Source organism: Stutzerimonas sp. R40042, from assembly GCF_026642215.1.
Taxonomy (GTDB): Bacteria; Pseudomonadota; Gammaproteobacteria; order Pseudomonadales; family Pseudomonadaceae; genus Stutzerimonas; species Stutzerimonas frequens.
Genome location: NZ_CP113258.1, coordinates 4,135,845 through 4,158,485, shown reverse-complemented (window position 1 = coordinate 4,158,485; position 22,641 = coordinate 4,135,845). Strand labels below are relative to the sequence as shown.

Annotated in this window: 17 protein-coding genes and 1 riboswitch; of the genes, 11 read left to right on the top strand and 6 right to left on the bottom strand. The window is 64.5% G+C overall.

Features of this window, described 5'->3' with window-relative positions; genetic code table 11:
• Positions 1 to 82: 82 nt before the first annotated feature.
• Entirely contained in the window at positions 83 to 1,537 is a 1,455-nt protein-coding gene (locus tag OUY36_RS19635; protein WP_110775673.1) for a TolC family outer membrane protein, read from the bottom strand.
• Between the two features lie 174 nt (positions 1,538 to 1,711).
• Positions 1,712 to 1,818, top strand: a riboswitch (TPP riboswitch).
• 96 nt (positions 1,819 to 1,914) lie between these two features.
• On the opposite strand from OUY36_RS19635, the gene thiC reads away from it, so the two are divergent.
• Entirely contained in the window at positions 1,915 to 3,798 is a 1,884-nt protein-coding gene (thiC, locus tag OUY36_RS19630; protein WP_267935634.1) for a phosphomethylpyrimidine synthase ThiC, read from the top strand.
• 65 nt (positions 3,799 to 3,863) lie between these two features.
• Here the strand turns inward: thiC and OUY36_RS19625 are convergent, their stop codons facing one another.
• A complete protein-coding gene (locus OUY36_RS19625; protein WP_267935632.1) occupies positions 3,864 to 4,601 on the bottom strand; it encodes an RsiV family protein in 738 nt (245 codons plus the stop codon).
• A gap of 214 nt (positions 4,602 to 4,815) precedes the next feature.
• Between OUY36_RS19625 and OUY36_RS19620 the strand changes: the two genes are divergently transcribed.
• The 9 genes from OUY36_RS19620 to OUY36_RS19580 all read left to right on the top strand — a co-directional run bounded on the left by OUY36_RS19620 (position 4,816) and on the right by OUY36_RS19580 (position 14,226).
• Positions 4,816 to 5,433 (top strand): NUDIX domain-containing protein, encoded by a 618-nt coding sequence (locus OUY36_RS19620; RefSeq protein WP_014597852.1) that lies wholly within the window; start codon positions 4,816 to 4,818, stop codon positions 5,431 to 5,433.
• A complete protein-coding gene (locus OUY36_RS19615; RefSeq protein WP_063540815.1) occupies positions 5,430 to 5,876 on the top strand; it encodes a DUF1249 domain-containing protein in 447 nt (148 codons plus the stop codon). The genes OUY36_RS19620 and OUY36_RS19615 overlap by 4 nt, the downstream gene beginning before the upstream one ends.
• A gap of 136 nt (positions 5,877 to 6,012) precedes the next feature.
• Positions 6,013 to 6,828 carry a 3',5'-cyclic-AMP phosphodiesterase gene (gene cpdA / locus OUY36_RS19610; RefSeq protein ID WP_267935630.1) on the top strand — a complete coding sequence of 272 codons (816 nt, stop codon included), beginning with the start codon at positions 6,013 to 6,015 and terminating at the stop codon, positions 6,826 to 6,828.
• A gap of 145 nt (positions 6,829 to 6,973) precedes the next feature.
• A complete protein-coding gene (locus OUY36_RS19605) occupies positions 6,974 to 7,579 on the top strand; it encodes a YqiA/YcfP family alpha/beta fold hydrolase (RefSeq protein WP_253749117.1) in 606 nt (201 codons plus the stop codon).
• Positions 7,580 to 7,696: 117 nt separating this feature from the next.
• Complete coding sequence (gene parE / locus OUY36_RS19600) at positions 7,697 to 9,583, top strand: DNA topoisomerase IV subunit B (RefSeq protein ID WP_102838791.1); 1,887 nt, start codon at positions 7,697 to 7,699, stop codon at positions 9,581 to 9,583.
• The gene (locus tag OUY36_RS19595) at positions 9,580 to 10,563 is read left to right on the top strand and encodes an esterase-like activity of phytase family protein (protein ID WP_267935628.1); all 984 of its coding nucleotides are present in this window, start codon (positions 9,580 to 9,582) and stop codon (positions 10,561 to 10,563) included. The genes parE and OUY36_RS19595 overlap by 4 nt, the downstream gene beginning before the upstream one ends.
• Entirely contained in the window at positions 10,560 to 11,087 is a 528-nt protein-coding gene (locus OUY36_RS19590) for a retropepsin-like aspartic protease family protein (RefSeq protein ID WP_110775683.1), read from the top strand. The genes OUY36_RS19595 and OUY36_RS19590 overlap by 4 nt, the downstream gene beginning before the upstream one ends.
• Positions 11,084 to 13,336: a DNA topoisomerase IV subunit A gene (gene parC, locus OUY36_RS19585; RefSeq protein WP_267935626.1), complete on the top strand. Its 2,253-nt coding sequence runs from the start codon at positions 11,084 to 11,086 to the stop codon at positions 13,334 to 13,336. The genes OUY36_RS19590 and parC overlap by 4 nt, the downstream gene beginning before the upstream one ends.
• Positions 13,337 to 13,521: 185 nt before the next feature.
• On the top strand, positions 13,522 to 14,226 hold the full coding sequence (locus OUY36_RS19580) for a PqiC family protein (protein ID WP_267935624.1): 705 nt from the start codon (positions 13,522 to 13,524) through the stop codon (positions 14,224 to 14,226).
• A gap of 143 nt (positions 14,227 to 14,369) precedes the next feature.
• On the opposite strand, the gene OUY36_RS19575 is transcribed toward OUY36_RS19580, so the two are convergent.
• Positions 14,370 to 15,902, bottom strand: a complete 1,533-nt coding sequence (locus OUY36_RS19575) for an AhpA/YtjB family protein (protein ID WP_267935622.1) — start codon at positions 15,900 to 15,902, stop codon at positions 14,370 to 14,372.
• A gap of 219 nt (positions 15,903 to 16,121) precedes the next feature.
• Between OUY36_RS19575 and serB the strand changes: the two genes are divergently transcribed.
• The gene (gene serB, locus OUY36_RS19570; protein ID WP_267935620.1) at positions 16,122 to 17,336 is read left to right on the top strand and encodes a phosphoserine phosphatase SerB; all 1,215 of its coding nucleotides are present in this window, start codon (positions 16,122 to 16,124) and stop codon (positions 17,334 to 17,336) included.
• A 45-nt stretch (positions 17,337 to 17,381) separates the two neighbouring features.
• Here the strand turns inward: serB and OUY36_RS19565 are convergent, their stop codons facing one another.
• The 3 genes from OUY36_RS19565 to OUY36_RS19555 form a co-directional block, all read right to left on the bottom strand.
• Positions 17,382 to 18,455 (bottom strand): NAD(P)-dependent alcohol dehydrogenase, encoded by a 1,074-nt coding sequence (locus OUY36_RS19565; protein ID WP_267935618.1) that lies wholly within the window; start codon positions 18,453 to 18,455, stop codon positions 17,382 to 17,384.
• Positions 18,456 to 18,583: 128 nt separating this feature from the next.
• Positions 18,584 to 20,650, bottom strand: coding sequence for an EAL domain-containing response regulator (locus OUY36_RS19560; protein WP_267935616.1), 2,067 nt, complete (start codon positions 20,648 to 20,650; stop codon positions 18,584 to 18,586).
• A gap of 61 nt (positions 20,651 to 20,711) precedes the next feature.
• Positions 20,712 to 22,559, bottom strand: coding sequence for a molecular chaperone (locus OUY36_RS19555; protein ID WP_267935614.1), 1,848 nt, complete (start codon positions 22,557 to 22,559; stop codon positions 20,712 to 20,714).
• Positions 22,560 to 22,641: the final 82 nt, after the last annotated feature.

Here is a 22,641-nt window from a genome sequence, read left to right as displayed (position 1 = left end):
TGCCTGCCTCAGTGCGCCTCCTGGGGTGCGGGCGCCTGGTGGGCCTTAGCCCACCAAGCCACGGTTCAAGCGAGCCCCCTGCTCAATAATCCACCCGTACCGGCTGACCGATGGTCTGCGGCAGGTCCGGCGGCAGGAAGTCGGTATCCGGGTTGTAATCGGGTTTCAGGTAGGCCGCCAGCTGCTGCAGGTCGTCCGGGTTCAGCGTGCCGGCCGCCTGCTTCAGGCGCAGGTTGTCGAGAATGTAGTCGTAGCGGGCATTGTTGTAGTCGCGCACCGCGGCATACAGGCGCCGCTGGGTGTCGAGCACATCGACGATGTTGCGGGTGCCGACCTGATAGCCGATCTCGGTGGCTTCCAGCGCACTCTGGTTGGAGATGATCGACTGCCGGCGGGCCAGAACCTGTTCGATATCGGTGTTGACCGCACGGTGCAGGTTGCGCGTGGCTTCCACCACCTGGCGGCGCAGGCTTTCGCGCTGCTGCTCACTCTGACTCAACTGGTAATAGGCCTCGCGGCTCTGCGACGTGGTCAGGCCGCCGCTGTAGAGCGGGATGTTCAGCTGCAGGCCGATGCTGCGCTGCTCGACGTCGCCGGTGTAGCGCGGCATGTCGAAGCCCGGGATGCTCTGGCTGTTGCTGAAGCCCAAGGCGTCGTTGTCGCCCTTGCGGTAGGAGGCCACGGCGTCGAGCGTCGGCGCATGGCCGGCGCGGCGCTGGCGCAGGGTCTCCTCGGCGGCGGTCACGGCGTAATTGACCGCCAGCAGATTGAGGTTCTGCCGCGTCGCCGTATCGACCCAGGCCTTGGCCTCGTTTGGCACTGGCGCCAGGACCGGCAAGGTGTGGCGGATGCCTTCCAGCGCCAGGAATTCGCGGTTGGTCAGGGTGTACAGTGCCTGGAAGGCATCCTCGACCTGGCGCTGGGCGATGGAGCGATTGGCGCGCGCGGTGTCGAAGCCGGCCTGGGCTTCGAGCACATCGGTCTTGTCGGAAAGGCCCACCTCGAAGCGTTCGTTGGCCTGGTCGAGCTGGCGCTTGAACGCGGCTTCCTCGGCCTTCACCGCCGCCAGGTTGTCCTGCGCGCGCAGCACGGCGAAGTAGGCCTGGGCGCTCTGCAGGATCAGGTCCTGCTCGGCGATGGAGTATTCGATTGCGGCCTGCTCGCTCACGGCTTCCGCGGCCTTGAGCTGGAACCAGCGGTCGGCACGGAAGATCGGCTGGCTCAGCGTCGCCTGGTAGACGGTACCGCTGCGCGACAGCGAGGTGGAGCCCCTGCTGGTATCGACGTCCGTTTCGGTGTCACTCAGCTCGGCACCGGCGCTGAGATTGGGCAGCAGGCCGGCGCGGGCCTGCGGCACGACTTCCTGGCGCGCGCGAAACTGCGCGCGCGCTGCAGCCAGGTCGGCGTTGTTGTTGACGGCTTGCTGATAGACGCTGACCAGATCGGTCTTGCTGGCGAGGGGGATGGTCTCCTGCGCCCAGGCCCCTCCGGCAGTGAGGGTGGCCACGGCGAGAGCCAGGGGGAGTCTGCGCAGCATGTTGGGTCCATCCTGAATAGAGCTGATGGGCAAGGCTAAGCGGCAGCTGTCAGGGGGTCAAGGCGCGCGTGCGCCTGCTGTGTGGTGCCCGTGGCGGTCCGGTCAAATGACCGAACGGTCGACTAGTTTCGCCATTCCCATGGTGTTCGCCCAAGGTCTTGATTAGACTCGACGGCGTTCTTGTCGGGGTGCCTTGAAGCGAAGGCTGAGATCGGAAAGTTCCGGATCCCGTTGAACCTGATCAGGTTAAGGCCTGCGTAGGGAACAAGATGTCCTCGTCTAGAACGTGACGAGTCTCTCCACCGCAGTTGCGGTGCCCGACGCCCTTGATCCGCCGTGTTGCTCAGGTTCGCTCCGACACATCCCAGGAGAAGCCGATGAGCGTGCAAAGCAACAAGAACCTGAGTGAATCCGCCCAGGTCGACCAGCAGTCCATTCAACCCTTCCCGCGTTCGCAGAAAATCTATGTGCAGGGTTCACGCCCGGACATCCGCGTACCCATGCGCGAGATCAGCCTGGACGTGACGCCCACCGACTTCGGCGGCGAGATCAACGCGCCGGTCACCGTCTACGACACCTCCGGCCCTTACACCGACCCGAACGTCACCATCGACGTGCGCAAGGGCCTGGCCGACGTGCGCAGCGCCTGGATCGAGGACCGCGGCGACACCGAGAAGCTGCCGGGGTTGTCCTCCGAGTTCGGCCAGCGCCGCCTCAACGATGCCGAACTATCCGCCATGCGCTTCGCCCATGTGCGCAACCCGCGCCGCGCCAAGGCCGGGCACAACGTCAGCCAGATGCACTATGCGAAGAAGGGCATCATCACGCCGGAGATGGAGTACGTCGCCATCCGCGAGAACATGAAGCTCGCCGAGGCGCGCGAAGCTGGCCTGCTGGCCGAGCAGCATGCCGGGCAGAGCTTCGGCGCCGCGATTCCCAAGGAGATCACCCCCGAATTCGTCCGCTCGGAGGTCGCGCGCGGCCGCGCCATCATTCCGGCCAACATCAACCACACCGAGCTGGAGCCGATGATCATCGGCCGCAACTTCCTGGTGAAGATCAACGGCAACATCGGCAACTCGGCGCTGGGCTCCTCCATCGAGGAGGAAGTCGCCAAGCTGACCTGGGGCATCCGCTGGGGCTCGGATACCGTGATGGACCTGTCCACCGGCAAGCACATCCACGAGACCCGCGAGTGGATCATCCGCAACTCGCCGGTACCGATCGGCACCGTGCCGATCTACCAAGCGCTGGAAAAGGTCAACGGCGTTGCCGAAGACCTGACCTGGGAGCTGTTCCGCGACACCCTGATCGAACAGGCTGAGCAGGGCGTGGACTACTTCACCATCCATGCCGGCGTCTTGCTGCGCTATGTGCCGCTGACTGCCAAGCGCGTGACCGGCATCGTCAGCCGCGGCGGCTCGATCATGGCCAAGTGGTGCCTGGCGCATCACCAGGAGAATTTCCTCTACACCCACTTCGAGGAAATCTGCGAAATCATGAAGGCCTACGACGTCAGCTTCTCGCTGGGCGACGGCCTGCGTCCGGGCTCGATCGCCGATGCCAACGATGCCGCGCAGTTCGGCGAACTGGAAACCCTCGGCGAACTGACCAAGATCGCCTCGAAGCACGACGTCCAGACCATGATCGAAGGCCCGGGCCATGTGCCGATGCACATGATCAAGGAGAACATGGACAAGCAGCTCGAATGCTGCGACGAGGCGCCGTTCTACACCCTCGGCCCGCTGACCACCGACATTGCCCCGGGCTACGACCACATCACCAGCGGCATCGGGGCGGCGATGATCGGCTGGTTCGGTTGCGCCATGCTCTGCTACGTCACGCCGAAGGAGCACCTCGGTCTGCCGAACAAGGATGACGTGAAGACCGGCATCATCACCTACAAGATCGCCGCGCACGCTGCTGATCTTGCCAAGGGGCATCCGGGCGCGCAGATCCGCGACAACGCGCTGTCCAAGGCGCGCTTCGAGTTCCGCTGGGAGGATCAGTTCAACCTCGGCCTCGACCCGGACACCGCGCGTGCCTTCCACGACGAGACGCTGCCGAAGGATTCGGCGAAGGTGGCGCACTTCTGCTCCATGTGCGGGCCGAAGTTCTGCTCGATGAAGATTACCCAGGAAGTGCGCGAGTATGCTGCCGAGCACGGCCTGACCGACGAGCAGAAGGCCATCGAGGCGGGTTTCGCCGAGCAGTCCTCGCGGTTCAAGGACGAAGGCTCGGTCATCTACAAGCAGGTGTGACCGGCGAGCTGTGATCGACCGCCTGAGCCAAAGCGGGCCGGCAGATGCCGGCCCGCTTCGTATCCTCAGAGATATTCGGCTTTCAGAATGCCCTTGAGCTGTTCAAAGGGAATGAGCAGCTCCGGGTGGCCGCTGGAGTACGGCGCGATGCTGTAGACGTCGTACTTGAGCAGCACCTGATCTTTCAGTAACGCGATATGCGGGGTCTGCTGGAAGGGCCAGAATTCCACGAACTCGGCGTCCTGATCGTGTTCGTTCTCCACCAGCCAACGCTGGTGCGCCTGGCGTGCGACGCGCCAGAAGTTACCTTCCTGTCCCGGAATCAGCAGGTCCTCCAGGCGCAGCTCGCGGTTCAGCTCGCGATCGTAGTTGATGAAGCCACGCCCGGGCATGCCGTGGGCCCCGCCGACATACAGGTAGCTGGAAAACTCGACCACCAGGATGTCGCCGTGCTGCTCGCGCAGCTTGGCCTGCAGGTAGCTGCTCCAGCCCGGCTCGGCGGTGCTCAGAAAGCGCTGCTGGTAATCCTGTAGCGACGCGGGCAGGCGGTCATCCGGGCCGTTGATGGTCATCCGCCGCAGCCGTGCGTCGATCAGGCGGTTGAGTTCAGGTTCGTTGGCGAAGGTCAGGGTATCGATGTTCACCAGTGGGCAGCTGTCGTCCTCGCAGCCTTGGGGGCGATGCTCGGTGACGATTTGACGGACTTCGACGGGGCGTTCGGCGACTAGGTGCTGGCAGCCGCCGAGCAGCAGGAGAAGGCTGCCCAGCAGGATGAGGTGGCGGATGGATGCGATTGAATACATGGTTGGTCCAGGCATGACAGTGCGCTTTCGATCGCCGCGCTTGCGCGAAGTTCGTGCGCTGGCGGCAGTGGAGCGTTCTTCGGTTACGGCGGTCTGCAAAGGGCTGCGTCAGAGACAATGCCGCGTTAGGATGACCACAAAGCCGCTCACGACGTGACGGTTGCAGTCATTCGCCGCCGGCAAGGCGCGAATCAAACCGATATGAGTGGTACCCATGAGCGAGACCTTCAAACCCGGTCCGGATGATGTCCAGATCCTCCGTCGAGAGCAATGCTTCAGCGGTTTCTATAGGCTGGAGCGCGTCCACCTGCGCCACCGTCAGTTCAGTGGTGCCATGGGCGCCGAGTTGAGCCGCGAACTGTTCGTGCGCCACGATGCCGTATGCGTGCTGCCCTACGATCCGCTGCGCGACCGTGTGGTGCTGATCGAGCAGTTTCGTGTCGGGGCGCTGGGCAAGGTCGACAATCCCTGGCTGATCGAACTGGTCGCCGGGCTGATCGACAAGGACGAGGCGCCGGATCAAGTCGCCCGTCGCGAGGCGGTGGAAGAAGCCGGGCTGGAGCTGGGCGAGTTGTGGCCGATCACGCGTTATTTTCCATCGCCGGGCGGCAGCGACGAGCGCGTACACCTCTATATAGGCCGCTGCGACAGCGAAGGGGCCGACGGTGTGTTCGGGCTGGCCGAAGAGGGCGAGGACATCCGTGTGCATGTCTGGTCGTTGCAAGAGGCACTGCGCGCCATTTCCGACGGTCGAATCGACAACGCGGCCAGCATCATTGCACTGCAGTGGCTGGCCTTGAATCGCGAGCAGGTGCGGGGGGAGTGGGCATGAGGAAGACGCGCGAGCGATACCGAGTCGATCTGCTCGAACTGCAGGCGGCCTGCGAAGCCAACTATCTGCGTCTGATGCGTCTGTTGCCGGGCATGCGCAGCGGCTGCGAAGCGCGGCGCATCGCCATCAGCCAGGGTGACCTGCTGCTCGGCGTACTGGTACTCGAGGTGCTGGAGAGCTGCCCTTACACCACCACCGTGCGGGTGAGCCAGGAGCACTGCCTGACCTGGTTGCCGGTGCCGAAGATGGAAGTGCGCGTCTATCACGATGCACGCATGGCCGAAGTGGTTCGTGCCGAGAACGCCCGGCGCTTCCGCGGCATCTATCACTACCCCAACGCGCAGATGCACCAGCCTGATGAGAAGAACCAGCTCAATCTCTTTCTCGGCGAGTGGCTGGGGCACTGCCTGGCCTGTGGCCATGAGCTGGAGCCCGTGCTCTGAAGCCGTTGATCGATTGACGAAGCAGGCACACGGGCATCGCAACGCGGTTCTGTGACCCAGGCCCACAACCCGAGGTTTACCCTCCGGATGGGCTCCTACCATAATTCCGTTGCGATTTCGCTCAAGGAGAAGGGCCTTGCCTGGTGCGCCCCTGACTGCTGTTGAAGATTCGGTTCTGCTGGTGCAGCTCACCGATAGCCACCTGTTTGCCGAAGCGGACGGCAAGCTGCTGGGCATGAATACCTGCGACAGTCTGAAGCGGGTGGTCGAGCTGGCCATCGAAGAGCAGCCGCGCATCGACCTGATCCTGGCTACCGGTGATCTGTCCCAGGACGGCTCGGTGGCGTCCTACCAGCGCTTCCGCCAGTTGGCCGGGCGCATCGAGGCGCCAGCGCGCTGGTGTCCCGGCAACCATGACGAACTCGGCGCCATGCGCGAGGCCACCCGTGGCAGTGAACTGATGGAGCCGGTGCTTGAGATCGGTGGCTGGCGCGTCGTGATGCTCGACACCCTGGTTGCAGGCTCGGTGTATGGCATGCTGCGCGGCGATCAACTCGAGCTGCTGGATCGCGCCCTGGGCGAGGCGCCCGAGCGGCATCACCTGGTCTGTTTGCATCACCATCCCGTATCCATTGGCAGCCGCTGGATGGACAGCATCGGGCTGCGCAATCCCGAGGCGCTGTTCGGGGTGCTGGACCGCCACGATAACGTGCGTGCGCTGCTTTGGGGCCACATCCATCAGGCGTTCGATCAGTCGCGCAATGGGGTTCGGCTGCTAGCCACGCCGTCGACGGGCGTGCAGTTCACGCCGCAGAGCGAGGACTTCCAGGTCGATAGCGCGGCACCGGGTTATCGCTGGCTCCGTCTGTATGCCGACGGGAGACTGGAAACTGCTGTGTCCCGGGTCAGCGGCATCGCCTTCGAAGTGGATTACAGCGTCAAGGGCTATTGAGCGTAGTGCAGCTCGCGCTGCATAACGTTTGGTCGGCGGTCTTGATCGGTTCGGGGCAGGGGTAAGTGGCGTTCGTCCCGGGCGGTTCGCTTGCAGTCGGCGGTATGCGCCTTGTAGCCTTGCGGTTTTTCAACGAACTGTATTCATGTCCAGTTACCCGCCCTCGATACTCTATCTCCATGGCCTCAACAGTTCGCCGCTTTCGCAGAAGGCGAGCCGGCTGTCCGCTGCGTTGGACCAGCTTGGCCTTGCCGATCGGCTGCGGGTGCCGGCGCTGCATCACCACCCGCGCCAGGCCATCGCCCAGCTCGAAGCCTGCATCGCTGAGCTCGGCCGGCCGTTGCTGGTCGGCAGCTCGCTCGGCGGCTACTATGCGACCCACCTCGCCGAGCGCCATGGCCTCAAGGCGTTGCTCATCAATCCGGCGGTGATGCCGCATCGCCGCTTCGACGGTTATCTCGGGCCGCAGACCAATCTCTACAGTGGGGAAGTCTGGGACCTGACCGAGGACCATGTGGCCGCACTGGCGGAGCTGGAGACGCCATCACCCGAGGACGCCGAGCGCTATCAGGTCTGGCTGCAGACGGGCGATGAGACGCTGGATTACCGTGACGCGGCGCAGTTCTACCGTGGCTGTGCGCTGCGTATCCAGGCAGGTGGCGACCACGGTTTCCAGGGGTTCGAGGAGCGCCTGCCGGCATTGCTGGCCTTCGCCGGTTTCGACCCGCAGCTTTGGTTGGGGCGGCTCTGACAGCGTGTCGCGGCGGCAACGGTAGCGCGAGTGCGCACTGGCGATACCGCATGACTCGTCGATTATTCGTGGCTCGCATGGGCCGATTGTTCAGAACATAAGGACAGTGCCAGACTGATGTCTTATACCGCAGAAGCCATCGAGGTTCTTTCCGGCCTCGATCCGGTGCGCAAGCGCCCCGGCATGTACACCGACACCTCGCGGCCCAATCACCTGGCCCAGGAAGTCATCGACAACAGCGTCGACGAAGCCCTCGCCGGCCATGCCCGCTCGGTCCAGGTGATCCTGCATCAAGACAATTCGCTGGAAGTGATCGACGACGGCCGTGGCATGCCGGTGGACATTCACCCGGAAGAGGGCGTGCCGGGCGTCGAGCTGATCCTCACCAAGCTGCACGCGGGCGGTAAGTTCTCCAACAAGAACTATCAGTTCTCCGGTGGTCTGCACGGCGTCGGCATCTCGGTGGTCAACGCGTTGTCGACGCGGGTCGAAGTGACCGTCAAGCGCGACGGCAACGAGTACCGCATGAGCTTCGCCGATGGCTTTAAGGCCACCGACCTGGAGGTCATCGGCAGCGTCGGCAAGCGCAACACCGGTACCAGCGTGCGCTTCTGGGCCGATCCGAAATACTTCGATTCCCCCAAATTCTCCATCAGCCGGCTCAAGCACGTGCTCAAGGCCAAGGCTGTGCTCTGTCCGGGGCTGAGCGTCAGCTTCGAGGACAAGGCCAGCGGTGAGAAGGTCGAGTGGCATTACGAGGATGGTCTTCGTTCGTACTTGGTGGACTCGGTCAGCGAGTATCTGCGCCTGCCGGACGAACCCTTTGTCGGCGCCCTGGCTGGCAACACCGAAGCGGTGGACTGGGCGCTGCTGTGGCTGCCGGAAGGTGGTGAGAGTGTCCAGGAGAGCTACGTCAACCTGATTCCCACGGCCCAGGGCGGTACCCATGTCAATGGCCTGCGCCAAGGCCTGCTGGATGCCATGCGTGAGTTCTGCGAATTCCGCAACCTGCTGCCGCGTGGGCTCAAGCTGGCGCCGGAAGACATCTGGGAGCGCATCGCCTTCGTCCTCTCGATGAAGATGCAGGAGCCGCAGTTCTCCGGGCAGACCAAGGAGCGCCTGTCGTCCCGCGAGGCCGCCGCCTTCGTCTCCGGTGTGGTCAAGGATGCCTTCAGCCTCTGGCTCAACGCCCATCCGGAGCTGGGCATGCAGCTGGCCGAGCTGGCGATCAGCAACGCCGGGCGCCGCCTCAAGGCTGGCAAGAAGGTCGAACGCAAGAAGATCACCCAGGGCCCGGCGCTGCCCGGCAAGCTGGCCGACTGCGCCGGGCAGGACCCGATGCGCGCCGAGCTGTTCCTGGTCGAGGGCGACTCGGCCGGCGGCTCCGCCAAGCAGGCACGGGACAAGGAGTTCCAGGCGATCATGCCGCTGCGCGGCAAGATCCTGAACACCTGGGAAGTCGACGGCGGCGAGGTGCTTGCCAGCCAGGAGGTGCACGACATCGCCGTGGCCATCGGCGTCGACCCGGGCGCCACCGATCTGGCCCAGCTGCGCTACGGCAAGATCTGCATCCTCGCCGATGCCGACTCCGACGGCCTGCACATCGCCACGTTGCTCTGTGCCCTGTTCGTTCAGCATTTCCGCCCTTTGGTCGAGGCCGGCCATGTCTATGTCGCCATGCCGCCGCTGTATCGCATCGACCTGGGCAAGGACATCTTCTATGCGCTCGACGAGGCCGAGCGCGACGGCATTCTCGAGCGGCTGGTGGCCGAGAAACGCCGCGGCAAACCTCAGGTGACGCGCTTCAAGGGCCTCGGTGAAATGAACCCGCCGCAGCTGCGGGAAACCACCATGGACCCCAATACTCGCCGCCTGGTACAGCTGACCCTGGATGATTTCGAGGGTACCCGCGAAATCATGGACATGCTGCTGGCGAAGAAGCGCGCCGGCGATCGCAAGAGCTGGCTCGAGTCCAAGGGCAACCTGGCGGAGGTGCTGGTTTGATCCGTCGCTGGCTGGCGCTGCTGAGTCTGGCCTCGGCACCGCTCTGGGCCAACGAGCCGGCGCCCGAGCTGAAGCTGTTGAGCGAGCACCCGGTGATGGGGATGAGCGGTGGCAACCTGTCCGGAATAGCCTGGTGCGGCGATGCGCTGTGGGCCGTTTCCGACCGCGAGGATGACGTTCTCTATCGTCTGGATACCAGCGTATCGCCCTGGCAGGCGGAGCCCGAGCGTTTCGAAGCCGGCCCTCCGCCGGATAGCGGTTTGCCTTGGGGCATGCGCATGCGCACCTGGCTCAGTGGGCACGTACGCGGTGGTCACCTGGATTTCGAAGGGCTGAGCTGCGACAGCCTGGGCAATCGCTATCTGGTCAGCGAGGCGCATGCCGCCGTGCTGCGGGTGAGCCCTGCGGGCACGGCGGAGTGGCTGCGCCTGCCCGAATCGCTGGTGCGCCAGGCGCGGGCCAGCGGCATGCTCTGGCATTTCAATGCATTGTTCGAGGGCATCGCCGTCGATCCGAAGGCCGAGCGCCTCTGGCTCGCCGCCGAGCGTGAGCGCCGAGGGTTGCTGGTACTGCATCGCCAGCAGAGCAGTTGGCAATGCACGGGCGGCTGCGTGCTGATGGCCGAGGGTGGCGATCAGCCGCCGCCCGCTGCATTGGGCGATGCACCGCTGCCAAAAAGCTTCTCGGCGGTGGCATTCTTCGGCGACAAGGTCTTCGTGCTGGAGCCCTCGGCCTACCGCGTCTGTCGTCGCAGCCTCACCACCGGTGCGGTCGAGCGCTGCTGGTCATTTGCCGAGGAGGCTTTGACCGAAGAGCGCCGTTACGCAGAGCCCTACGGTAATGCCGAAGCGCTGTGGATCGACGAAGAGGGCGCCTGGATTGGCGTCGACAACAACGGCAAGGCTCGCGGTGACGGCGAGAAGCGTCCCATTGTCTGGCGATTCTCCGCGCCGAAAGGCGGCTGGGGTGCGAAGCCTTGAGCCAGACGGCCGGGCGTCGTGCCGGGCGGGTGATGCTGGTGCTCGCCTGGGGTATCGGGCTGTTTCTGGCTACACGCTTCTTTGCCGCCTGGGAGGCAGATCGCGTCAACCCCAACCGCCAACCGGTATCCCAGCTGCAGGGCGAGCAGATTGAGGTGCAGCTGGCTGGCAACGTCCAGGGACATTTCGTCGCCAGCGGCAAGATCAACGGCGAGGCAGTCACCTTTCTGCTCGATACCGGCGCCACCGATGTTGCGGTGCCGGCCGAGCTGGCCGAACGGCTGGGGCTGGAGCGTGGTGCACCGGTGATGCTGCACACCGCCAATGGCCAGACCACCGGCTATCGCACCGTGCTGCCAAGTCTCGAACTTGGCGAAATCAGGCTGCGCGATGTGCGCGCCATCGTCGCCCCCGGCTTTCGCAGCGAACAGGTTCTGCTCGGCATGAGCGCCCTGAAACAACTTGAATTCACCCAGCGCGCCGGCACCCTGGTGCTGCGCCAGCATGTAACGGATCGACCATGAGCGAATCCCTCGACCTGAGCCTCGATGGCGTGGAGCGGCGCTCCCTCGCCGACTTCACCGAGCAGGCCTACCTCAACTATTCCATGTACGTGATCATGGATCGCGCGCTGCCGCATATCGGCGATGGCTTGAAGCCGGTGCAGCGGCGCATCGTCTATGCCATGAGCGAGCTCGGCCTGAACGCCGATGCCAAGCACAAGAAGTCGGCGCGCACGGTCGGCGACGTGCTCGGCAAGTTCCATCCGCACGGCGACAGCGCCTGCTACGAGGCCATGGTGCTGATGGCGCAGCCGTTCAGCTATCGCTACACGCTGGTCGACGGTCAGGGCAACTGGGGTGCGCCGGACGATCCCAAGTCCTTCGCTGCCATGCGCTACACCGAGGCGCGCCTGTCACGCTATTCCGAGGTGCTGCTGTCCGAGCTGGGGCAGGGCACGGTGGACTGGGTACCGAACTTCGACGGCACCCTCGACGAACCGGCGACCCTGCCGGCACGGCTGCCCAACCTGCTGCTCAACGGCACCACCGGGATCGCCGTGGGCATGGCCACCGACGTGCCGCCGCACAACCTGCGTGAAGTCGCCGCCGCCTGCGTGCGTCTGCTCGACGAGCCGAGCGCCAGCGTTGAGCAGCTCTGCGAGCATGTGCAGGGGCCGGATTTCCCGACCGAGGCCGAGATCGTCACGCCGCGGGCCGACCTGCTGAAGATCTACGAAACCGGTCGTGGTTCGGTGCGCATGCGTGCCGTCTACCGGGTCGAAGACGGCGACGTGGTGGTCACCGCGCTGCCGCACCAGGTGTCCGGCTCCAAGGTGCTCGAGCAGATCGCCGGGCAGATGCAGGCCAAGAAGCTGCCGATGGTGGCCGACCTGCGCGACGAGTCGGACCATGAGAACCCCTGCCGCATCGTCATCATCCCGCGCTCCAACCGGGTCGATGTCGAGGCGCTGATGCAGCACCTGTTCGCCACCACCGATCTGGAGTCCAGTTACCGGGTCAACACCAACGTCATCGGCCTCGATGGGCGTCCACAGGTGAAAAACCTGCGCACCCTGCTCAGCGAGTGGCTGACCTACCGCATCGGTACCGTGCGCCGTCGTCTGCAGTTCCGCCTGGACAAGGTTGAGAAGCGCCTGCACCTGTTGGAAGGTCTCTTGGTGGCGTTCCTCAATCTGGATGAGGTGATCCACATCATCCGGACCGAGGATCAGCCCAAGCCGGTGCTGATGGCTCGTTTCGAATTGTCCGAACTGCAGGCCGACTACATCCTCGACACCCGCCTGCGCCAGTTGGCGCGCCTGGAAGAGATGAAGATCCGCGGCGAGCAGGACGAGCTGGCCAAGGAACGCGAGAAACTGCTGGCGCTGCTCGGTAGCGAAAGCAAGCTGAAGAAGCTGGTGCGCAAGGAACTGATCGAGGACGCGGAAACCTACGGCGATGACCGTCGCTCGCCGATCGTCGAGCGTGCCGAGGCCCGTGCGCTGTCGGAGAACGAGCTGCTGCCGTCCGAGCCGGTCACCGTGGTGATCTCCGACAAGGGCTGGGCGCGCTGCGCCAAGGGCCACGATGTCGATGCCGGCGGACTGTCCTACAAGGCCGGGGATGGCTTCAAGGCGGCTGCGGCCGGGCGCTCGAATCAATATGCGGTGTTCATCGACTCCACTGGACGCAGCTATTCGCTAGCGGCGCACTCGTTGCCTTCGGCACGTGGCCAGGGCGAGCCGCTTACCGGCCGGCTCACCCCGCCGCCAGGCGCCAGCTTCGAATGCGTGCTGTTGCCCGACGACGAGGCGCTCTATGTGATCGCCTCGGATGCCGGCTATGGCTTTGTCGTCAAGGGCGAGGACCTGCAGGCCAAGAACAAGGCCGGCAAGGCACTGCTCTCGTTGCCGACTGGCGCCCGCGTTGTGGCACCGCGCCCTCTGACCAATCGCGAGGAGGACTGGCTGGCTGCCGTGACGACCGAAGGCCGCCTGCTGGTGTTCCCGGTGCGCGATTTGCCTCAGCTGGGCAAGGGCAAGGGCAACAAGATTATTGGCATTCCCGGCGAGCGGGTGGCCAGCCGCGAGGAGTATCTGGTCGATCTGGCGGTATTGCCCGCCGGCGCGACGTTGCTGTTGCAGGCCGGTAAGCGCACGCTGTCGCTCAAGGCCGAAGATCTCGAGCATTACAAGGGCGAGCGCGGGCGGCGCGGCAACAAGCTGCCACGCGGCTTCCAGCGTGTCGAAGGACTGCAGGTCGAGGTCTGACCAGCGCATTGGCGCTGGAATCGACGGCCGCTTTCACGGAAGATAGCGGCCTTTCCAGCCTGCGGCATGTCGCCGGTGCTTTTCTTTCGCGTCGCTGACTCGTTTTCCGGCGCGTTACATACGCACGAGGCATTGCTGGCCGTAGGGCCGCAGGCGGCCAGAAGAATTTTGGTGTTATGACGGTAATGAAGAACTTGCTGCGTGTTCCGACTGTTTTGTTGCTGGCCAGCATTGGCTTGACAGGCTGCATCGGGCTCAAGCCAGCGCCGATGTATCGGCTCGACAGCGGTACGACCGAGGTGCCTGAAAGAACCGATGGCGCGTCCGTGCTGCTGGCGCCGGTGGCGTTGGCCGACTACCTGCAGCGCGATGCTCTGCTGCAGCGCCTGGCCGATGGCAGCCTGGCTGCCGATGATCAGCAGGCACGCTGGGCGGGCAGTCTGAAGGGTGACATCGAGCAGCTGTTGCTGCGTCAGCTGGCCTGGCGCCTGGACACCCAGAGCCTCGTGCTCGGCCCGGCTGAAGAGGGTTTCGCGGCGGAGGTACAGATCGAGCTGTCGATCTCGCGTCTGGATTCCGGACCGCAGTACCCGGCGGTGCTTGAGGCGCAGTGGCGGCTCAGGGACAAGGCGGGCAAGCATCTGGGTACTCGCTTGGTGCGGCTGCAGGAGGAGCATCAGGGCACGGCAACCGACCAGGTACGTGCGCAGAGTCAGTTGCTTCAGCGACTGAGCGAGATGTTGGCGCAGGCGGTTGAGCCGACCCTGGTGGTGAAGGCGGCGCCCAAGCCTGCGCCGGCCAAGCCGCCGGTCAAATCTGCCGAAGTGCCGGCACCGCGGATCCCTGCCGTCGAACCCATTCGCACCGATATGGAAGTGTTCCGCTTCTAACCCTGTTGCGGCGGCTGTTGCAGCCCGTGCTATGAAAAAGCCCGGCCAGCGATCTGGTCGGGCTTTTTCGTTCTCTCGGGCTTGGTTGCCACTGCGGGCATGCTCGCCGCGCGACTCGCTTGAAAGCGATCGTATGGCTTGCGTCAGTGGGTGCGGCTACGTAGCTCGTGCATGCGTGTGAGCTGACGCTCCAGCAATGACGGGTAAGGGTCGAGCAGGCGCTCGACGCAGCAGGCGCCTTCCGGGCTGGCGATCGGGCGGATGCGGGCACGTTGTTGGATCAGGCGGTCGTCGCTGATGCTGCGCTCGACCAACAGCAGATTACGGCTGTGCAGCGACATCTCCAGTGCAGCCTGTGCCGCTTCGCTGAGCAGCAGATCACCCTGGCTGAGATCGAACAGGTTGTCGCCCTGGGTCAGGCCGAGCTGCAGCTGCAGGGTGATACCACTGTCGGCGAGGTCGATCTGCAGGGCATGGCCAAGCGCGCGCATCAGCTCGCCGCAGCAGATGGCATGGGTGAGGTAATTCTGCTCGTCGTCCTGACTATGGAACAGCATCAGACTGCTGCCGTCGTTGAGCGTATGCAGTTCGGCCTGGTAGAGCGTCGCCGCCTGCTGCAGGCAATCACGATAGCGTTGCAGCAGTTCGGTCAGGCGCTCGCGCGGCAGGCGGCGCAGCTGATCCTGATTGCCGAGCTGGATGGCCAGCACGGCGCTGCGCGTCGAGCGTGGCGCAGTCATCGGTTGCGGAGCCCGGCTGGCGGGAGCGGGGCTGTCGAAAGGCGGTTCGTCGTCCGCTATCTCCAGATCGTCGTCGCTGTTCGCCGACAGCCGCACCTGACGCTGCGGCTGGTCTTCGTCCAGGTCGACCTCAAAGCGCTCGGGGGGAGACAGGCTCGGGCTGTCATGGCTGGTGCGGTCTTCGTCCTGTTCGAAATAGTCCTCGTCCAGTGCATCGCTGAGGTCAAGCTCCGGCTCTGGCTTCTCCGGCACCAGACGTGCCTGCAGTTGCCGGGCGAGGTCGCCGATCTCGTCCTGCCGCCCGGCGCCCGGTGCCGGGTCGTCCGGGTCGCGCAGCCAGAGGCGCATCTGCATCAGCGGCGTGGATAACTGGCGGCCGAGGCGCATGCTCAGGGTCAGGGTCAGCGCCAGCAGAATCAGGCTGAGCAGGCCCATGCTTTGCAGACTGATGGTCATCGGCTGCTGGAACTGCTGCATGTCGAGGCTGACACGCAGGTGCCCGGCGATCACCTCCTGAAAGCTGATCGGCGTCGAGTAGAGGCCATTGTCGTCCCCCAGCAAGCCCTGCTGTGGGCGCGTGCCGGACTCGGCCAGCACACGATTGTCCACGCTGTAGATCGCCGCATGGGCGACCAGCGGGTTCTTCACCAGATTGCTCAGCAGCACGTTGAGGCTGAGGATGTCGTTGGCCACCAGCAGGTCGGTGGCCGACGCCGCCGTCTGTGTCACCAGACTCTGGCCGAGGGCATCGGCTTGCTGTTCCATGGCGTGCTTGAATTGCATGCCGATCACCCATGCATAGATGATCAGCGCCAGCGCCACCAGCAGCAGCGTGTGGCTGGCGATACGCAGCACCAGTGGCACGCGATGCTGGCGCACTGCGCGATAGAGCATGAGAAAGAAGTTGTCGGGCTTTACGGATGCGGGCCGGTTCACAGAGCGCGGCTCTTCTCGTCGGGAAATTGCCGAGCAGTATACGGAAAGCACGGTGGGCGCTGAAGGTCTGCAGCTATCAGCTGACGAATTGCGTGGGAGCGTCTAGCTAAAGAGGATGCGGCACACAGGGCTTGCAGGCGAAGTCGTAGGACGCTGTCCTGGCGCCTGGCGAGCTGATGTAGAATGCCGGCCTTCATTGCCTGTCATGGGAGCTGCGCCTTGCGCGAAATCGTCCTGATCAACATCACCGGTGAAGACCGTCCGGGCCTGACCGCAGCCATCACTGGCGTGCTCGCCCAGGGAGGCGTGAACATTCTCGACATCGGTCAGGCAGTGATCCATGACACCCTGTCGTTCGGCATCCTGATCGAGATACCCGACAATGAACGTGCTTCGTCGGTGCTCAAGGACGTGCTGTTCATGGGCTACAAGCACGACCAGCAGGTGCGCTTCACGCCGGTCTCCGAGGTCGATTACCAGCACTGGGTGGCCGGCCAGGGCAAGGCTCGGCACATCGTCACGCTGCTGACTCGCAAGGTCACCGCCGAGCAGCTGCAGCGGGTCAGTTCGATCACCGCCAAGTATGGCCTCAACATCGATCACATCGATCGTCTGTCCGGACGTATGCCGCTGGACATGCCCGAAGAACAAGGTAAAGGCTGCATCGAGTTTTCGGTGCGTGGCGAGCCTGCCGATACCGCCGCATTGCGCGCCGAGTTTCTCAGCGTGGCTCAGGAGCTGAACGTCGACATCGCCTTTCAGCGCGACTCGGTCTACCGGCGCAACCGCCGCCTGGCCGTGTTCGACATGGATTCGACGCTGATCGAGGCTGAGGTCATCGACGAGCTGGCCAAGGCCGCCGGCGTCGGTGAACAGGTGTCCGAGATCACCGAGCGCGCCATGCGCGGCGAACTGGACTTTCGCGCCAGCTTCAAGGAGCGCCTGGCGCTGCTCGAGGGCCTGTCCGAGGACGTCCTCGCCGATATCGGTGCCAGCCTGCGGCTGACCGAGGGCGCCGAGGTGCTGTTCGCCGAGCTCAAGCGCCTGGGCTACAAGACCGCGATTCTGTCCGGCGGCTTCAGCTACTTCGCCAAGCAGCTGCAGGCCAAGCTGGGCATCGACTACGTGTTCGCCAACGAATTGCAGATCGAGAATGGCAAGGTCACCGGCGTGGCGGTCGAGCCCATCGTCGACGCCCAGCGCAAGGCCGATCTGTTGCGTCAGCTGGCCGAGCAGGAAGGGTTGTGTCTGGAGCAGACCATTGCCGTGGGCGATGGCGCCAACGATCTGCCGATGCTCGGTCTGGCCGGTCTCGGCGTCGCCTTCCGGGCCAAGCCGCTGGTCAAGCAGTCGGCCAAGCAGGCGATCTCCACGCTGGGGCTGGACGGCATCCTCTATCTGCTGGGCTTCCGCGATCGCGAAGGCTCCGAGTGACGGCGACGGGCTGATACTGCGGCATCAGCCCGTCGCGGCCAGGTCTCAGGGCTTGATCGCTACCTTCAGTACCCCGTCGCGCTGGTTGGCAAAGAGATCGTAGGCGTCATTGATATCGGCCAGCGCATACTGATGGGTCACCAGCGGGCCGAGATCGACTCGTCCTGAAGCCACCACGTTGAGCAGCCGGCGCATGCGCTCCTTGCCGCCGGGGCAGAGCGAGGTGACGATCTTGTTGTCGCCCAGGCCGGCGTGGAAGGCGCCGAGCGGAATGGTCAGGTCACTGGAATAGACGCCGAGGCTGGACAGCGTGCCGCCTGGCTTGAGTACTCGCAACGCGCTCTCGAATGTCGATTGCAGGCCCAGCGCCTCGATGGAAGCGTCGACGCCGCGGCCGCCGGTCAGCTTGAGCACCTCGTCCACCACGTCGACATTGCGGAAGTTGAGCGTCACGTCAGCGCCCATCTGCCGCGCGATATCCAGCCGCGCATCGACGCCGTCCACTGCGATGATGGTGCCGGCGCCACGCAGTCTGGCTCCGGCAGTGGCACACAGGCCGATGGGGCCTTGGGCGAAGATCACCACGATGTCGCCGATCTTGATGTTGGCGGCCTCGGCGCCGGCGAACCCGGTGGACATGATGTCCGGACACATCAACACCTGCTCGTCGGTCAGGCCGTCCGGCACCGGCGCCAGGTTGGCCTGGGCGTCGGGCACCAGCACGTATTCGGCCTGGGTGCCGTCGATGGTGTTGCCGAAGCGCCAGCCGCCCATGGGCTTGTAACCGTGGCACGAGCAGCCGCCATCCTGCGACGGCAGGCCGTCCTGGCAGGCGTAGGAGGTGAAGCTCGGGCAGATGGCGCCGACGATCACGCGCTGGCCCTCCTGGTAGCCCCTGACATTGCTGCCCAGCTTTTCGATGACGCCCACCGGCTCGTGGCCAATGGTCAGTCCCGGGGCAACCGGGTATTCGCCCTTGAGAATGTGAACATCGGTGCCACAGATGGTTGTCGTGGTGATCCGCAACAGCGCATCGTTCGGGCCAATCTCGGGTATGGGTTTGTCCTGCAGTTCGATGCGCCCGGGTTCGACGAACACGGCGGCTTTCATCATGGCCATGGCACGACTCCTCCTGAAAGTGAAGACGTCCGGACACTCTAGCCCAGCGTTGCGGCCAGCGGATGACCACGATCAACTCAGGGCGAGTTGGCAGGAGGAGGCTGTCTTGGCCGCTGCGCCAGCCGGGCTCACTCCTCGTCGGAGGAGAAGTCGTAGTCCATCGACTGGCTGGGGCCCTGCAGGTAATGCCCCTGGATATAGCTGACGCCGGCCTGCCAGAGCGTGGCGAGTACCGTGGCGCTTTCGACGAAAGGCACGATGCTCTGCTTGCGCTGCTCGTGCAGTTCGGCCAGCAGCGTCTTGAGCGCTTCCTGATTTTCCTGGCGGCTCAGGTCCTGGGTATAGGAGCCGTCGACCTTGATGAACTCGGCATTTAGGTGCTTGAGCGTGTTGAAGGGGTTCAGCACGCAACCGAACTGGGCCAGGGCAATTCGGCAACCGAGGCCGCTCAGGCCCTGTGCTAATGCCTTGGCCGGTTTGAGATAGGCGACGGCATCGGCTTCGCCGAACTCGAAAGCCAGTGAGTCACCGGGCAGGCGCGAGGCCTTGAGTACGACGCCGAGCCAGGGCAGCAGACTGGCGTCCTGGATGCTGGCGGCGGACAGGTGCAGGAACAAGCGGGTGCTATGGCCCTTGGCGCGATGTTCGGCGAGCAGCTTGATGGAATTGAGAATGACCCAGCGGTCGATCTTGCTGGCCAGGCCGGCCTCGCTGGCGGCGCTGAGAAACTCGTTGGGCGGTACCTCCGCGCCTTGGGGATCGAGCAGTCGCAGCAGGACTTCGTAATGCTCGAAGTTGTCGCCGCGCAGGCTGATGATCGGCTGGAACAGCAGCCGGAAGCTGTTGTTCTCCAGCGCCTGCTTGAGCATGGCGGCGATATCGCCACGGTTCGCCGCGGCGGCCAGCTCGTCGGCGGGGTTATAGATCTTCAGCGCATTGCCGTCGCTGAGCTCATCGGCGCAGCGGTGCGCGCGCTCGATGGCGTCCTGGGCCTTGGCGGTCTTTTCGTCGAGGCCGGCGACGCCGATGCTGAGGGTGACCTGCACCGTGCGCCCGCCTACATCGAGCAGATGCCCTTCGACCTTGCCAAGCAGTGCACGCAGGTCCGCTTCGGCCTGCTGCGGTATGACGCCGGGCTGCAGCACGGTGAACACATCATCGGCGAAGCGCGCCAGCTGGGTGTCGCTCGGGAAGTGCCCGCGCAGCAGGGTGGCCAGCTGGCTGAGCAACTGGTCGGAGTCGGTCAGGCCGATATCGGCCTGCAATGCAGCGAAACGGTCGATGCGGATGTACGCCAGGGTCGCGCTCTGGCCCGCGTTGACCGCGCGCTCGACCGCGGTGTCCATGACTTCGACAAAGCTGTTGCGGTTGAGCAGGCCGGTCACCGGATCCTGGCTGCTGATCTCGCGGAGCTTCTGCAGTTCGGCGCTGTCGCTCTCGGCGCGGATCACCACCTGGATGCAAGGCTCGCCGTCATAGGCGGCTGGCGAGAAGCTCATGCGCATCTTCAGCGCTTCGCCGTCGGCGCGGACCCCGCCGCAGGCCAATTCGGCGCTGCCTTCGAGAGTCTGGTAGTTTTTCAGGAAGGTCTTGAACCGGCTCTGGTCGGCACCGCCGATCAGGTCGATCATCGGCATGCCTTCCAGATCCTCGACGTCGTCGTAGCCGAACAGCTCGAGGTAGGCACGGTTGGCATAGATATGCATGCCGTCGTGAACGTAGGCGATGGCGTCGACGGAGCTGTCGAGCAGCAGCTGGCAACGTTTCTCCGCCTCGCGCAGCGCGACTTCGGCCGAGCGTCGGGCGCGTCGCTCCTCGAGGTTGGCCAGTTCGCGGTTGGCCACCAGCAGCAGCCATTCATCCTCGCCCTGTGGCAACGCGTCCTGGGCGCCGAGCATCAGCGCATCGGTGATCGCTTCGGCGTGGTTGCCGGCGGTCAGCTGGATGATCGGGATGTCCTTGGCCTGCCGGCGAATAGCGCTGATCGCCTCGCTGGGGTCGAGATTCTCGCTCTGCGGCGCACTGATCAGCAGATCCCAGATTTGTTTCAGGGCTTCGGCCAGATCGTCGCTGGAGGTGAGTCGATGCACCCGGGTCGCCTGTCCGGCATTGCGGAAGAGGCTGACCAGGCGCTCGGCTTCGTTCTGCGAGTCTTCAAGAATCAGCAGGCGGATGGTTTTCTTTTGCAGGGCCATGGCAACAGCTTAAGTGCGCGCCGGTGCGGCGCGGGCAGGCAAGAATGCGAGAATCGGCAATCTACAGCGACTTCCAGAGTGAGTCAAAATCTTCATCCCCGCCGCTCGTGTGGGCTTTCCAGCCTGTGAACGAGGTCTCTCGCTCCGGTGCCAGCTGGCCAAGCGAGCGATACTCGAACTGGTTGTAGTTTCCGCTGTTGCCACGGCGTCGGTGCAGAATGGCGCGCTGTTCCTCGCCGTTGTGATTGATCAGGACCTTGTGCCCCTCCTGGAAGGGCAGGCGTGGCGCAATTAGCATCGCCGGCTGGGAGATGGCGCCGATCTCGGGCAACAGCAGGGCACGAAGGTACTCGCTACCCTGATCGACCTTGCGCAACAGGCGCAGGCCGCAGGGTTGGGCCTGTGGTGCGATCAGCTGGACACCCATCTGCGTGACGCCCCCGCGGATCTGGCGAATCCAGCGCACCACGGCGATGCTCCAGCTCTGCCCGTCACCTTCGCGCAGCCCCAGCAATTCGCCGGTCTGCAGCAGGCCGGGTACTTCGCCTTCCCAGGCCAGGCAGTAGCCGCCCGGGCTGTGATCGACCAGCTGGACCTGATGAATCGGGTGGCTTTCGCATGTTGTCGATCTGCTTGCCGGGACCGGATCGGTGTTGTTTGCGCGAGCCGCTGGAGTGGGAGTGGCGCGTGCGCGGGTAGGGCTGATGAACTCGATATGATCCTGGTCCGGCGGCAGCTCGGTAGCGGTGCTCTGGGCATCGAAAGCGCTGGCCCAGACATCTGTTGCGCCATTGTGCAGCTTGAATACCGCGCGGTTCGATGCGTCGGGCTGCTCCAGTACCTCATTGAACGGTCGCTGGCCGGCTAGCTGAAAATGCAGCGCGGTCATGCCGATGCACAGGCTGAGTACACCCTGTGCCGGGGTGCGCTGGAAGGTGCGTTCGGAAATCGCGCCCCAGGCCGAGCTCAGATGGCGCAGCAGATCGTCATCGAGACCGTTGGCCGCCGGGAGGTTGGTCAGCTGGCGGTTTTCCGGAGCCAGGCGCAGGTGTTCCTCGATCAGGTCGACCAGTGGACGGGTATCGATACCGAGCAGATGCAGCTGTTGTGCATCTGGCAACAACGAGCGATAGCGTGGTGGGCCGTCTACCGTCGGGGAAAGCAGGAACAGGCTGCTGGCCAGGCTGCCGGCCTGGATCAATGGCAGCGCGCTCCAGGCTTCGAGCGCCGCGGCCAGCTTGATGATGTTCTGCTGACGCATCTGGTTGCAGCGCGCACAGCCGAGCAGCAGCGCGGCGATATAGCTCTGCTCGGTGCTCAGGCCGGGGCCGTGCTGCGCCAGCGGATCGCGGACCAGGAGACGCTCGACGCCGTGTTCGACCGCCAATTGATACAGCTGATGCATCTCCAGCCAGAGACCGGGTGCGGGCGGCCCGTAGAGTTGAGTCGAGCGCACGAGCAGCGCCCCCAGGCTGTGAACCGCACGCTGCAGTGCGACGGAAAACAGCTGGTGGCGGTCGCGGTTGGGTTGGGAGACCACGCGAACGACGATCAGCTTGTAGCCGACCGCCAGGTGGTTCTGCAGTGCCTGGCAAAGGCCGGCGACCTTGCGCGGGCGCTCGGCCAGCACGATTGGCTGGTTGACGTAGTGCTTTTCCAGCAGCCGGCAGACGAAGTGCACGTCTGGACGCAGCAGCTCGAGTATCTGCAGCCTGGTTTCGGACCCAATGCGAAGCTGGTTGAGCTCGATCAGGGCCTGATACAGCTGACGTGCGGTCTCGCCGATGTTGGCTTTGGGCAGCCCGGCGAGCCAGGCGGATACGCCGCGCACGCTGGCATCGCAGAAGGACAGGCTCTGCCGACTCGGTGCGGGTGCGCGCAACAGCAGATGATGGCTCTGTCTATCCAACGATGGCTCCGCAGCGATTCAAGGCATGAGTAATGAGAACTCTATCAATATCTGCCGCAGCGGGCAGGACTGAATAATGGCC

Excerpts from the sequence above, each read along its gene's own strand:
- OUY36_RS19605 (WP_253749117.1), top strand. The coding sequence starts at position 6,974 with ATGTCCAGTTACCCGCCCTCGATACTCTATCTCCATGGCCTCAACAGT.
- parE (WP_102838791.1), top strand. The coding sequence starts at position 7,697 with ATGTCTTATACCGCAGAAGCCATCGAGGTTCTTTCCGGCCTCGATCCG.
- OUY36_RS19615 (WP_063540815.1), top strand. The coding sequence starts at position 5,430 with ATGAGGAAGACGCGCGAGCGATACCGAGTCGATCTGCTCGAACTGCAG.
- OUY36_RS19565 (WP_267935618.1), bottom strand. The coding sequence starts at position 18,455 with ATGGCCATGATGAAAGCCGCCGTGTTCGTCGAACCCGGGCGCATCGAA.
- OUY36_RS19580 (WP_267935624.1), top strand. The coding sequence starts at position 13,522 with ATGAAGAACTTGCTGCGTGTTCCGACTGTTTTGTTGCTGGCCAGCATT.
- OUY36_RS19620 (WP_014597852.1), top strand. The coding sequence starts at position 4,816 with ATGAGCGAGACCTTCAAACCCGGTCCGGATGATGTCCAGATCCTCCGT.
- parC (WP_267935626.1), top strand. The coding sequence starts at position 11,084 with ATGAGCGAATCCCTCGACCTGAGCCTCGATGGCGTGGAGCGGCGCTCC.
- OUY36_RS19560 (WP_267935616.1), bottom strand. The coding sequence starts at position 20,650 with ATGGCCCTGCAAAAGAAAACCATCCGCCTGCTGATTCTTGAAGACTCG.
- OUY36_RS19625 (WP_267935632.1), bottom strand. The coding sequence starts at position 4,601 with ATGTATTCAATCGCATCCATCCGCCACCTCATCCTGCTGGGCAGCCTT.
- OUY36_RS19635 (WP_110775673.1), bottom strand. The coding sequence starts at position 1,537 with ATGCTGCGCAGACTCCCCCTGGCTCTCGCCGTGGCCACCCTCACTGCC.
- thiC (WP_267935634.1), top strand. The coding sequence starts at position 1,915 with ATGAGCGTGCAAAGCAACAAGAACCTGAGTGAATCCGCCCAGGTCGAC.